Source organism: Novosphingobium guangzhouense (genome assembly GCF_002896965.1).
GTDB lineage: Bacteria > Pseudomonadota > Alphaproteobacteria > Sphingomonadales > Sphingomonadaceae > Novosphingobium > Novosphingobium guangzhouense.
This window is the reverse complement of the sequence record NZ_LYMM01000025.1, coordinates 48,834-61,499: the sequence shown is the minus strand read 5'-3', so window position 1 is coordinate 61,499 and position 12,666 is coordinate 48,834. Positions and strand designations below refer to the sequence as shown.

Sequence of the window (12,666 nt, the reverse complement as noted above, 5' to 3'; positions counted from 1 at the left end):
GGGACGCATCATCATGAAAACCATAATAAAGGCGGCGGCCGTTCTGGCCGTCGGCGGGATCGCCTGCGCGGGATCGGCACAGGCCGAGGAGATCATCGTAACGCCGATCGCCGAGGCGCGTGTGCGCTACGAACACGCCGATCAGGAAGATATTGCTGCAAAGGCCGATGCGCTGACGGTGCGGGTGCGCGCGGGTGCGCAGGCCAGTAGCGGAGCCCTGAGCGCCACCGTGGTCGCACAGGGCAATCTGGCGGTGGTGGATGATTACTTTGACGGCCTGAACGGGGCACCGACCCGTCCGCTGGTGGCCGATCCGCAGAACGTGGCGATCTACATCGCGCAGCTTCAGTATAAATCAAAGGGGACGACGCTTACCGCAGGACGGCAGAAGATCGCTCTGGATGACGAACGTTTCGTTGGTAACGTTGCCTTCCGCGACAATGCGCAGACTTTCGATGCGGTGCGGGCAGAGGTCGCCCCGGTCAAGGGACTGAAACTCGACGTCTCCTACGTCTGGAGTGTACGCACGATCTGGGGTGTCGATGGCAACGCCGCGCGCCAGCAGGCGGTGAGCGGGGACAACGTGCTTGCCAACCTTTCGTGGGCCACGCCGCTCGGCATGCTGACCGGCTTTGCCTATCTGGTCGATCAGGACGAGGCCGCCGTGCAGGCATTTCGGCTTTCCAGCCAGACATATGGCGCGCGGCTGGCGGGAACGCACGCCTTCGGCAAGGCGGTGAAACTGGCATGGCAGGCAAGTCACGCGCGTCAGTCCGACTGGCACCGCAACCCCAACAATTACAGCGCCGAATACTGGCTGGCCGACGTGGCGCTGGACGTGAAGGGGTGGAAGGTGAACGCCGGCTATGAAGTGCTGGGTGCCGATGAAGGTACGGCGCTGACCAGTTTCCAGACCCCGCTGGGCACCAACTTCAAGTTTCAGGGCTGGGCAGACAAGTTCCTGACCACGCCCGCGAACGGCGTGCGCGATCTTTATCTTGGTGGTGGGTATGGCGCAAAACAGATCGGTGCATTGTCCGCCGTGACCCTGCAGGCGACTTGGCACCGCTTTGACAGTGACCGATTTGATCAGCATTACGGTAACGAAATCAACCTTCTGGCCTCTGCGAAGCTCCACAGTACCGTGATCGCGCTGCGCTATGCGCGTTATGATGCCAAGGCGCTGGGCAGCGATACCGACAAGGTCTGGGTGCAGTTCGACTGGGCGATCTGACGAATTGCCTGACGGAATCGCTTGAGCCTTTGGCCGATTCCATTTATGTTGCAGTGCAAAGGGCAACGCTGTCCTTCCTAAATCGCCGAAACGTCCCACTGGCGGGGCGCGTAAGCACCGAATGATGGCAAGGCCGCCATCCTGACTTCCGGTTTCACGCCGGGGGTCTGGATGGCGGCCTTTTCTCGTTTCCAGCTCCAATTCCCATGACAACCGGAGTTTAGAACATGGACTTTCAGGACGGGATCGAAACCAATTCCGACTATGATGACGCACTGGTCGTCCCCTGTGGCGATGTGCGCGAACATCTGGTCGTCATCGGCAACGGCATGGCGGGCTGTCGCGCCATAGAAGAACTGCTGGCTCGCGATGCGGGGCGCTACCGGGTGACGATCTTCGGCGCAGAACCGCACGTGAACTACAACCGCATCATGCTGTCGCCGGTGCTGGCGGGCGAGAAGACGTTCGATCAGATCGTCATCAACACCCGCGAATGGTACGATGACAACGGCATCGACCTTATCACCGCAGACCCCGTCACCGCGATTGACCGCGCGGCAAAGACCGTCACTTCGCGGTCGGGGCGCACAGTGCATTACGATCGTTTGCTGATCGCGACGGGTTCCGATCCGTTCATCATTCCCGTGCCCGGCAAGGATCTGCCCGGCGTCATCTCGTTCCGCGACATGCATGACGTGGACACGATGCTGGCGGCGGCAGAGGCGGGCAAGGCGAATGGCGGCGGCTCCGCCGTGGTAATCGGCGGCGGCCTGCTGGGGCTTGAGGCGGCGCACGGTCTGACCCTGCGCGGCATGAAAGTCACCGTGATCCACCTGATGCCCACGCTGATGGAGCGCCAGCTGGACGAAGCGGCGGGCTGGCTGCTCAAGTCCGCGCTGGAGGGACGTGGCCAGACCATCCTCACCGGCGCTGACACCGCAGAGATTTACGGCGAAGGCAAAGTGGAAGGCGTGCGGCTCAAGGACGGGCGCGATATCCCGGCCAGCCTTGTCGTCATGGCAGTGGGCATCCGTCCCTCCACCGCGCTGGCGCGCGAAGCGGGGCTGGACGTCAATCGCGGCATCAGGGTCGACGATCACATGGTCACCAGCGATCCTTGCGTGCTCGCGGTCGGCGAATGCGTGGAGCATGACGGCAACGTCTACGGCCTTGTTGCGCCGCTGTGGGACATGTGCCGCAGCCTTGCCGACGGCCTGACCGACCGGCATACCGGCTATCGCGGCTCGGTCACTTCGACCAAGCTGAAGGTTGCCGGGCTCGACGTGTTCTCCGCCGGAGACTTTTCGGGCGGAGAAGGCTGCGAGGATATCGTCCTGCGCGACGCCGCGCGTGGGGTCTACAAGCGCGTGGTAGTGAAGGACGATAAGGTCGTCGGTGCGGTACTCTATGGCGATACGGCGGACGGCGGCTGGTACTTCGACCTTCTGAAGAAGGGCCAGGACGTTTCCGAAGTCCGCGACCTACTGATCTTCGGGCAAGCTTTCGCCTCGGGAGGAGGCGCGCTGGACCCTAAGGCGGCCGTTGCGGCGCTCTCGGAGGATGCCGAGATCTGCGGCTGCAACGGCGTTTCCAAGGGACAGGTCGTCGGCTGCATCGAGGCTGGGGCATGCAGCATCGATGCCGTGCGCGCCGGCTGCAAGGCTTCGGCCAGCTGCGGTCAGTGCACCGGTCTGGTCGAAAGTCTGCTGGCGCTGACGCTGGGCGAGGGCGTCGAGGCCGGCCCGAAGACGATGTGCAAATGCACCAGCTTCACCCACGACGACGTGCGCCGCGAGATCGTGGCGCAGGACATGCGCTCGATCCCCGAAGTGATGCAGAAGCTGCACTGGTCGACCCCGGATGGCTGTTCTTCCTGCCGTCCGGCGCTCAACTACTATCTGCTCTGCGCGCTTCCCGGCGAATACGTGGACGATCAGCAGAGCCGCTTCGTCAACGAACGCATGCATGCCAATATCCAGAAGGACGGCACGTATTCGGTTGTTCCGCGCATGTGGGGTGGCCTTACCAACCCGCGCGAACTGCGCGCCATCGCGGATGTGGTGGAGAAGTACGATGCGCCAATGGTCAAGGTGACCGGCGGCCAGCGGCTCGACATTTTCGGGATCAAGAAGGAGGATCTGCCCGCGGTCTGGGCCGATCTCAACGCCGCCGGGATGGTTTCCGGCCATGCTTATGGCAAGAGCTTGCGCACGGTGAAGACGTGCGTGGGATCGGAATGGTGCCGCTTCGGCACGCAGGATTCCACCGGCCTTGGCGTGAAGACAGAGCGGATGACCTGGGGCAGTTGGATGCCGCACAAGTTCAAGATCGCCGTCTCCGGCTGCCCGCGCAATTGCGCCGAGGCGACGATCAAGGACTTCGGGATTGTCTGCGTCGATTCCGGCTACGAACTCCATGTCGGCGGCAACGGCGGCATCCACGTTCGCGCCACCGACCTGTTGTGCAAGGTCTCCACGGAGGAAGAAGCGCTCGAATATTGCGCCGCCTTCATTCAGGTCTACCGCGAGGAAGCACGCTATCTGGAACGCACCGCGCCATGGATCGAGCGTATCGGCGTGGACTACGTGAAGTCCCGCGTGGTCGAGGATGAGGCGGGCCGCAAGGCACTGGCCGAACGGTTCCTCTATTCGCAGCGCTTCAGCCAGGACGATCCGTGGGCGGAACGCGCATCGGGCGACCGCGCCTACCTGCACCAGCACCTCCAACCCCAAGCGCTTGAAGCGGCGGAGTGACACCCATGACCGACTGGATCGATATCGGAACCCTGAGCGACATCCCCCAGCGCGGCGCGCGCACCGTGCGGCTTGACGGTGAGCCGGAAATCGCGGTTTTCCGCACCGGCGACGACAAGGTCTTCGCGCTCGTCAATGAATGCCCGCACAAGAAGGGGCCGCTCAGCCAGGGCATCGTGCATGGCCATTCGGTGGCCTGCCCGCTGCACAACTGGAACATCGCGCTGGCCAGCGGCCAGGCGCAAGGGGCCGACACCGGCTGCACGCCCACCATCGCCGTGCGCGAGGAGAACGGGCGCATCCTCCTTTCCCGCCCGGAAGCCATGAAGGACGCCGCCTGATGCGCGAGGCGGTCCGCACGACCTGCGCCTATTGCGGCGTTGGTTGCGGCATCTCGGCGACGGCCACGGGCCCGCGTGAGGTGACGATCCGGGGCGATGAGGCGCACCCGGCGAATGCGGGCCGCCTCTGTTCCAAGGGTACGCATCTGGGCGAGACGGTGGGGCTCAACGGCCGCCTGCTTCACCCGATGATCGGAGAGCGGCGCGTGCGCTGGGACAAGGCACTGGACCTTGTGGCGAAGCGCTTTGCCGACACCATCGCCCGTCACGGGCCGGACAGCGTGGCGTTCTATGTCTCGGGCCAGCTGCTGACCGAAGATTACTACGTCGCCAACAAGCTGATGAAGGGCTTCATCGGTTCCGCCAACATCGATACCAATTCGCGCCTGTGCATGTCGAGCGCGGTCGCCGGCCACACCCGCGCCTTCGGTGAGGACGTGGTGCCGGCGAGCTACGATGATCTCGACAAGGCCGACCTGATCGTGCTGGTCGGCTCCAACACCGCATGGTGCCATCCGATCGTCTATCAGCGCATTCAGGCCGCACGCGCGGCGCGGGGTACAAAGCTGGTCGTCATCGACCCGCGCCGCACCGAGACGTGCGAGGGCGCGGACCTGCACCTGCCGCTGCGCCCCGGCAGTGACGTGGCATTGATGAACGGCCTGCTGGCGTGGCTGGCTGAACAGGGCATGGTCGACACATCGTTCATGGAAAGCCAGGTCGACGTGCCTGAGGGTTTCTGGGAACATCTTGCCACCGGGCATGACTTGTGGACGACGGCGAAGACCTGCGACCTTGATCCGGCACTGCTGCTCAGGTTCTACGAGATGTTCGCCGCGCATCCGCGCACGGTCACCATGTTCAGTCAGGGCGTGAACCAGTCCATCCGGGGCACCGATCAGGTCAACGCGATCATCAACCTGCACCTTGCCACGGGCCGCATCGGGCAGCCGGGCGCGGCGCCGTTCTCCATCACCGGCCAGCCCAATGCGATGGGGGGGCGCGAGGTGGGCGGGCTGGCCTCCACCCTTGCCGCGCACATGGACTTCGCGCCCGCAAACGTGGCGCGGGTCGGCCGCTTCTGGGCCGCGCCGACGATGGCGGCGAAGCCGGGGCTGAAGGCGGTGGACCTGTTTCGCGCCATCGGGGAAGGGCGGATCAAGGCGCTGTGGGTGATGGCAACCAACCCAGCCGTTTCCCTGCCCGATGCGGGGAACGTGCGCGCGGCGCTGGAGAAATGCCCCTTCGTCGTCGTGTCTGACGTTATCGCGAACACCGATACCACCGCCCATGCCCACGTGCGTCTGCCCGCCGCCGCATGGGGGGAGAAGGATGGCACCGTCACCAATTCGGAACGCACGATCAGCCGCCAGCGGCCGTTCATGGCCCTGCCGGGAGAGGCCAGGCCCGACTGGTGGATCATCAAGGAAGTCGCCCACCGGATGGGCTGGAAGAGCGCCTTCGCCTATGACACTCCTGCCGACATCTGGCGTGAACATGCGCGTCTGACTGCGTACCAGAACGGTGTCGAGCACGGAGGCGCGCGCGTGCTGAACCTTGCCGCCCATGCCGCGATCGGCAACGCCGCCTATGACGCGATGGAGCCTTTCCGCTGGGGCGACACCCCGTTCGCCGATGGCCGCTTCCCGACGCCCGCCGGCCGCGCACGCATGGTCAAGGTCACGCAGATGGACCTGCAGGCCCCGCTGGCTGACTGGCCGCTGACGCTGAATACCGGGCGCTATCGCGATCAATGGCACACCATGACCCGCACCGGCCTTGCGCCCAAACTGGCGCGCCACCGCGAAGAGCCGCTGGTCGAGGTTCACCCCGCCGATGCCGTTGCGCTGGATCTGACGGACGGCGATCTGGCCCGCGTCTCCACACCGCAGGGCAAGAGCACCTTCCGCGTCATGCTGAGTGAAGGACTGCGGCCGGGAGAGATATTCACCCCGATCCACTGGACCGATCAGATATCCACCGGCGGCCGCACCGGCCTGCTGCCGCGTCCGCTTGTCGATCCGCATTCCGGCCAGCCCGGTTTCAAGTCCACCCCCGCCGCGCTTGCCAAGGTCGAGACGGAATGGAAAGGCTTCCTGATCCTGCGTGGAGACGAACCCGTCCGTGTGCCCTGCATGTGGGCAACGCGCGTGGCGGTGCCCGGCGGCGCGCTCTATGAGATTGCGGGCAACGGCGACCCGGCCCGCATCGAAGCCTGCCTGCCCCGGGGCGAGCGGGTGGAGGCGATCGACCACACCCGCGGATCGCGGCGCGTCGCGGTGATCGAAGACGGGCAGCTTGCGGGCGTGCTATTCGTGACGCGCACTGGCCTGCTTCCTTCGCGCGACTGGCTGATCGGCCAGCTTTGTGCAGAGGGCGTGGGCGCCACCGTGCTGGCCGCGCGCGGCCCCGGCAGCCAGCCGGAAAAGGGCGCCACCGTATGCGTCTGCTTCGACATCGGCCTTAACCAGATCGTGGCGGCCATCCGCGAACAGGCGCTGGTGGACGTTCCCGCCATCGGCAAGGCGCTGGGCGCGGGGACCAATTGCGGATCGTGCCGCCCCGCGCTTGCCCGAATACTCACCCAGACCAACGAGGAGGCCCTCGATGCCGCAGAGTGATGAACTGATCGCGCCGGGCGAAGTCTGGCTTGTCGGCGCGGGGCCGGGCGATCCGGATCTTCTGACCCGCAAGGCCGAAAAGCTGATCCGGGCTGCCGATATCGTTTTCTACGATGCGCTTGTCGGTCCCGGCGTGCTGGACCTTGTACCTGACCAGGCAGAGCGCGTCGGCGTGGGCAAGCGTTCAGGGCGTCATTCCAAGGACCAGCAGACGATCGATCAGATGCTTGTCGCTGCCTCCCTCGCGGGCAAACGCGTCGTGCGGCTGAAGGGCGGCGATCCCGCGATGTTTGCCCGCGCCACCGAGGAGATGACGGCGCTGCGCAAGATCGGCGCGCGGGTTCGCATATGCCCCGGCATCACCGCCGCCAGCGCGGTTGCAGCTTCGGCGGGGCTTTCGCTGTCCTTGCGCGGGATCGCCCGCCGGGTGCAGTTTGTCACCGCGCACAGCCGCAACGGGCAGGCGCTCGACCTGGACTGGCTCGCGCTGGCCGATCCGGCCTGCACGTTGGCGGTTTACATGGGGCGCGAAGCTGCACCGGAACTGAGCGCGGCGCTGATCGCGGCGGGGCTGCCGGGATCGACGCCCGCGCTGGTCGCCTGCGATGCGTCCTTGCCGCAGGAACAGCAATTGCGCACCCGGTTGGACCTGCTGCCGCTGGTGGCGCAGGCCTTCGCCGCTGACCGTCCTACGTTGATCCTGATCGGACAGGCTGTGGCGCAGGCCGACGGCGTGGTGCCGGTCGATCTTGCGCAGATGGCTGATCGGGCGGTCGGGGCGTAGAGGGATGGCGACCGCGCCCGAACTTCCTTGCCATGCCGCCGCGACCAGCTTCGATGCCGCGCAGGCCGTCGTGCGTGCCAATTGTGCGCCGCTTGGCATCGAATGGGTGGCGCTGGCCAAGGCCGGACGACGCATCCTTGCGGCCGACGCGGTGGCGCGGATAGATTCGCCGAGGCGTGACAGCGCGGCGATGGACGGCTTTGCCGTCCGCTCGCAGGATCTGACAAGCGACTTTACCCGGCTGGTTTTGCGGGCAGAGAGCGTTGCGGGTGGGGCCGTCCCGCCGGCTTTGCTTGCGGACACCGCGATCCGGGTATCCACCGGGGCGCCGATGCCCGCAGGCGCCGACCGCGTGGTGATGCATGAACATGCCCGCGTCGAGGGCGGACACATCATCGTCCCGCATGTTTCGGGCAAGCCGCATGTTCGGCCGCGGGCTTCCGATTTCGCGCAGGGCACGGCCCTTTTGCCTGCGGGCACCCGGATCGATCCGCGGGCGATGGTGGTTGCGGCTGCGGCGGACATCGAAAAGCTGCCGGTCTGGCGTCAGCCGCGCCTTCGGGTGTTGGTCAACGGGGATGAACTTGTGCCGCCCGGCTGCGCCGTCCAGGACTGCGATACCATCCCCGACAGTCTGAGCGAGGCGTTGCTGCTCATGGCGCGGCAGTGGGGGGCAAAGCCGCTTGGCGCGCTGCGTGTGATGGACCGCGTCGACGAATTGCGCGCAACGGCCCGTATGGCGCTGGAGGATACCGACGTGATCGTCATCGCGGGCGGGGCATCGGACGGGCACCGCGACCTCGTCCGTGCTGCACTGACGCCGCTGGGATTGCGGATGCGCTTCGCAGGCGTGGCGATGAAGCCCGGCAAGCCGGTGTGGTACGGTATGATCGGCGGGATACATGTGCTGGGCCTGCCCGGCAATCCCACCGCGGCGCTGACCACTGCGCGCCTGTTCCTGGCTCCCATGATCTGCGCGCTGTCCGGCGCGGGGTTCGACCATGCGCTGCGCTGGAGCGAGCGCCGGTTGCTGCATGATGTGCCGGCTGGTAGCGATCGAGACCAGTTTCTCTGCGCCGTCGCAGACCGAACGTCTGATGGCGTCATCATCATCGCGCGGCAGGAAGCCTCGGCCCAGATGATGCTCGCCCGCGCCGATCTGCTGGTGGAACGCCGCGCCGGTGCTGACCCTGCTGCTGCTGGCGCCAGTGTGCGGTGCCTGCCGTTTTGAGGGAAACGGCCTGCTCAGGCGGGTGACAGACGCATATTGTCCGGCTGTGTATCAAGGACGCAGGCAGGGCGCAGGGGCGCCAGGGCGGCTTCTTCGAAGATTTTGGCGTGGCCGGTCAAGGCATTGTCACGCGCGGCAAAGTGCGGGTGAGAGTTCGGACCTAAGGGGCCCGCAGGTCACACGGTTGCTTAAGGCAGTGTTTTTAACCGCAGCCGCCACAGCGGCTGAAACCGGATGCATCGTCCCGTCCGATGTTTCCGTGAAAGTCTATACAATGAAATCCCGCAATGTCTTTTCCATAGCTGACGGTGCGCAGATCGTACCGCCGCGTGAACACCCCGTCGCCCCATTCGTCGATCGTGCGACTTTCGCCCGCTCGCCGAAGGAAGGAGTACCCTTTTCCCCTGATGGCAGCTCGGCTTGCGGGCAGGGTTGCAGCTACATGGTGTGTGCCGGTTCCAATGCCCGGCGTTATTGCATGAAGCGTCCCAGGAACCAGCTGCTCGCACGCCTCAGGCTGGCCATGCAGGTTCTTCGCTGCAAAACGGGACACCATATTCCCGACCGCCGCAAGGTGCGTTGGGACGGTGTCAATTTCACCGGCATATGCCGGTGCTGCGGCACTCCCATCCGCCGACAGGCTCACAACAAATGGCGGCGCGAACATCTGGATCAGTGTATCGCCGGGGAAGGGCAGGCAGCCATGTGCAGTCGGCGCCAGCCCGATATGTGGGAACGGCGCTGCCAGGCTTCCGGCCGCACCACCACCAGGAGGCCGTCGGGTGCGCAAGTGTCCTGATGGTGCCGCTGTGTACCTGTTGCGTGCCGTTGCGTATCCGTCAGCCCCGCCAATCAGTTGGCCAGGAACGCGAAGCTTTTCGCCAGTGCAACGAAGCGGTCGGTGACGAAAGGGGGCTCCTGTTCGACGTAGAACTGCCGCGCTCCGGCCTCATAGGCTGCGGGGAGCAGCCTCTCCCAGTCGATCATTCCCGCGCCCACTTCGGCCGCGTCCTGCCGGAAGCCGAAGTTGGGGGCGGTAGATGCCTTGATGTCCTTGACGTGGACCTGCCGCACGCGGCCGGAATATTTCGAAATGAAATCAACGGGGTCGATACCTGCTGCGGCCACCCAGCCAAGGTCGATCTCGAAGTCGGCCAGCGCGGGATCTATGCGTTCCTGAAGGATATCCCAACCGGTAGTGCCCTCAACCGGCTCGAACTCGACATTGTGGTTATGATAGGCAAGCCGGATCCCATAAGGCGCCAGCGCCGCTCCGCGATCGTTGAGAAGGTCCGCCGTGCGGCGCCACAAGTCGGCCCCTTTGGCGCGTACCGCACGGTGCAGATAATCGGCAAATGGCTCCTCCGGCGCCCGCGCGATGTCCCGTGGGAAGATGAACATCGGCAGCACAACATCGCGGGCCCCCAGCACATCGAGCTGCGCGGCCAGAAGTTCCGCATCATGCCGCGTAGAACCCAGCAACGCGTCGCCAAGATGAATGCCGGTGATGCGCAGACCGGCGACGTCGGCCGCTTCGCGCAGTTTCGCGGGGGTGTGGCCGTGTAGCCCGGCAAGTTCGATGCATCGAAAGCCTATGGCCGAGAGGCGGCTCAGGGTGCCGGTAAGGTCGCTGCGGACCATCTCGTCGACGGCGTAAAGCTGAACGCCAGCAGGCAGCCCGTGGCGCCTGAGGAAACCCTGCGATCTGCCCAGCGCGGGTGCAGCCGGAAGGGTGCCGGCGCCGAGGAGGGTGGCCATGAACGTGCGGCGGTGCATGTCTGTCATTACGTACTCGTCTGAAAACAATGTTACCGCATGTGTCTTGAGGGTGATGTCTTGCTATACTCTTTGAAATTTTAATGCAATAAAATTTTTATTGCATTAAGTTATGGAGCCGCAGGCTGATGAAGGTGCAAACCCCATAAGGCATGCTAAGATACAAGAATGGCAAGCAAGAGCACCAACGCGCCGGACCCGGTTTCGGGCTTGCGCAAGGCATCGGGTGGGCGCGGAGCGGGATATCGCAAGGGAGATGCCCGGCGTGAGGAAATCCTGCGCGGCGTGACGGCCTTGTTCGTGGCGGAGGGCTATCGTCGCCAGTCGCTACGCGACATTGGCGCCGCTTTGGCGATCGAACCGGCGCATATCCTGTATTATTTTTCCAACCGCGAAGAACTGCTTCAAAACGTCATTGAGCTTTGGGACTCGGACGCGATGCGAGCGCAGGATGAGGACGGGGCCGGGCCAAACCTTGAAGGTTTCGTCGCAGCTGTCAGGCGTAACTGTAGTGCCGCAGGCATGGGCCATCTGTTTCTGGCCATGGCGGTAGATGCTGTGGACCCGGCACATGTGTCCCATGCATTCTTTTGTCAGCGCGTTACGCGGGTCCGGACTAGTCTGGCATTGGCTGTTCGGGCGGAACAGGTCAGTGGCCGCATCGTGGCGACGGTAGACCCGGACCTGTCGGCACGGAACCTTATGGGACTGGCCGACGGGCTTCAGTTGCAGGCGCTGCTCCAAGGCCGGAACAATGTGGTTGAAGACCTTGAACAAGCGATCCGGCACCTGCGGGGAGAGGACTGATGCAGGTGGGTTGTGCCGCAGCGTTCCGCCCCTTTATCTGAGCACGGTGAAGCGCGGCGCCGAGGATATGGAGGCATGTCCCACAAGCGCCTCGCCCTTACGATACTGACGAACGGCAAGATCCTTTAGCTGCCTGATTTCAGACCTCCATGGACGATCCGGCGAAGGTTTTGCCCAATAGTACCCCTGTTGCCACGTCCCGCCCGCAGACTCGACAACTTCCCTATGAGCCGACGTCTCAACCCCTTCGACGATCACAACGGGCGACAGTGCCTGCGCAAGCGCAATCATCCGCTCAAGGATCGTGTATTCGGCTTTGGAGTGTAGCGCCCCCACGGTGAAATGCCGGTCGACCTTCACGATGTCGGGCTTCAGGGCCGTGAGGCGCCGGATCGACGCTTGCCCATCGCCGAAATCGTCGATTGCAATGCGGCAGCCCAGCGTGCGCAATTCATTTGCGAATGCGATCGCGGCGGGCAGTGATGGGAGCGTACCGGTCTCGGTGATTTCAACGACCAGACGCTGCGCGATCTGCGGAGCCGCCTTCAGTCTTGCCAGGGTCCGAGTCCAGGCGGGGTGCAGGCAGGCGCTGTCGGCAGAGATGTTGATGCCGAGGCAAACGGCAGGCGCGGCTTCCAGTTCATCCAGCACGCGGTTCAGGTTATGCCGGTCGATGGCCCCAATTGTGCCTACGCGTTCCGCTGCTGCAATCAGGTTTCCGGCTGGCATCAATGCGCCATCGTCGTCGATCACGCGCGAGAGGGCCTCATGGTAAAGTATGCGCTCACCGTCCGCGGACATGACAGGTTGCCAGTGTAGCAGGATCGTCCCATCGGCAACTGCGCACAAGAGCGCGGTGGATGCGGCCGCGTCACGAACGGGATCGACCGTCACGTCATTGAACAACCTTGGCACGGAATCAGAGTCTTTCCATTCTGGAGGAGGCGCGCGCCCTTGCATCGGATCGACCGTTTCCGCTGTGTCAGGACTGACATTAAGTTGCCCGGATGCGCCAAAATTCCGATAGCCGGACGGCCTTCACCCTGCTGCGACGCAAAATTTTACCCTAATTAAAATTAGTAATAAAATTTCATTTATTAGCAAAGATTTGACCTGCAT

General features: G+C 64.3%; 9 protein-coding genes. 7 read left to right on the top strand and 2 right to left on the bottom strand.

What is annotated here, in order from left to right; genetic code table 11:
• Nucleotides 1-13: 13 nt before the first annotated feature.
• The 6 genes from A8V01_RS07445 (at nt 14) to A8V01_RS07420 (ending at nt 8,964) form a co-directional block, all read left to right on the top strand.
• Entirely contained in the window at nt 14-1,234 is a 1,221-nt protein-coding gene (locus A8V01_RS07445) for a hypothetical protein (RefSeq protein ID WP_103095298.1), read from the top strand.
• Between the two features lie 227 nt (nt 1,235-1,461).
• Complete coding sequence (gene nirB, locus A8V01_RS07440) at nt 1,462-3,987, top strand: nitrite reductase large subunit NirB (RefSeq protein WP_103095297.1); 2,526 nt, start codon at nt 1,462-1,464, stop codon at nt 3,985-3,987.
• Nucleotides 3,988-3,992: 5 nt separating this feature from the next.
• A complete protein-coding gene (nirD, locus tag A8V01_RS07435) occupies nt 3,993-4,328 on the top strand; it encodes a nitrite reductase small subunit NirD (protein WP_103095296.1) in 336 nt (111 codons plus the stop codon).
• On the top strand, nt 4,328-6,949 hold the full coding sequence (locus A8V01_RS07430) for a nitrate reductase (RefSeq protein ID WP_103095295.1): 2,622 nt from the start codon (nt 4,328-4,330) through the stop codon (nt 6,947-6,949). The genes nirD and A8V01_RS07430 overlap by 1 nt, the downstream gene beginning before the upstream one ends.
• Nucleotides 6,936-7,733, top strand: a complete 798-nt coding sequence (cobA, locus tag A8V01_RS07425) for a uroporphyrinogen-III C-methyltransferase (RefSeq protein WP_103095294.1) — start codon at nt 6,936-6,938, stop codon at nt 7,731-7,733. Before A8V01_RS07430 ends, cobA begins: the two co-directional genes overlap by 14 nt.
• 4 nt (nt 7,734-7,737) lie before the next feature.
• Nucleotides 7,738-8,964: a molybdopterin molybdotransferase MoeA gene (locus A8V01_RS07420; RefSeq protein WP_103095293.1), complete on the top strand. Its 1,227-nt coding sequence runs from the start codon at nt 7,738-7,740 to the stop codon at nt 8,962-8,964.
• An 852-nt stretch (nt 8,965-9,816) separates the two neighbouring features.
• Here A8V01_RS07420 and A8V01_RS07415 read toward each other — a convergent pair.
• A complete protein-coding gene (locus A8V01_RS07415) occupies nt 9,817-10,749 on the bottom strand; it encodes a sugar phosphate isomerase/epimerase family protein (RefSeq protein ID WP_103095292.1) in 933 nt (310 codons plus the stop codon).
• A gap of 159 nt (nt 10,750-10,908) precedes the next feature.
• On the opposite strand from A8V01_RS07415, the gene A8V01_RS07410 reads away from it, so the two are divergent.
• Complete coding sequence (locus A8V01_RS07410) at nt 10,909-11,547, top strand: TetR/AcrR family transcriptional regulator (protein WP_103095291.1); 639 nt, start codon at nt 10,909-10,911, stop codon at nt 11,545-11,547.
• A 33-nt stretch (nt 11,548-11,580) separates the two neighbouring features.
• Here the strand turns inward: A8V01_RS07410 and A8V01_RS07405 are convergent, their stop codons facing one another.
• Nucleotides 11,581-12,441 (bottom strand): EAL domain-containing protein, encoded by an 861-nt coding sequence (locus tag A8V01_RS07405; protein WP_170065866.1) that lies wholly within the window; start codon nt 12,439-12,441, stop codon nt 11,581-11,583.
• Between the last annotated feature and the right edge of the window lie 225 nt (nt 12,442-12,666).

Bases quoted from the DNA above. Each gene is read 5' to 3' on its own strand.
- A8V01_RS07415 (WP_103095292.1), bottom strand. From the start codon at position 10,749: ATGACAGACATGCACCGCCGCACGTTCATGGCCACCCTCCTCGGCGCC.
- cobA (WP_103095294.1), top strand. From the start codon at position 6,936: ATGCCGCAGAGTGATGAACTGATCGCGCCGGGCGAAGTCTGGCTTGTC.
- A8V01_RS07445 (WP_103095298.1), top strand. From the start codon at position 14: ATGAAAACCATAATAAAGGCGGCGGCCGTTCTGGCCGTCGGCGGGATC.
- A8V01_RS07430 (WP_103095295.1), top strand. From the start codon at position 4,328: ATGCGCGAGGCGGTCCGCACGACCTGCGCCTATTGCGGCGTTGGTTGC.
- A8V01_RS07420 (WP_103095293.1), top strand. From the start codon at position 7,738: ATGGCGACCGCGCCCGAACTTCCTTGCCATGCCGCCGCGACCAGCTTC.
- nirB (WP_103095297.1), top strand. From the start codon at position 1,462: ATGGACTTTCAGGACGGGATCGAAACCAATTCCGACTATGATGACGCA.
- nirD (WP_103095296.1), top strand. From the start codon at position 3,993: ATGACCGACTGGATCGATATCGGAACCCTGAGCGACATCCCCCAGCGC.
- A8V01_RS07410 (WP_103095291.1), top strand. From the start codon at position 10,909: ATGGCAAGCAAGAGCACCAACGCGCCGGACCCGGTTTCGGGCTTGCGC.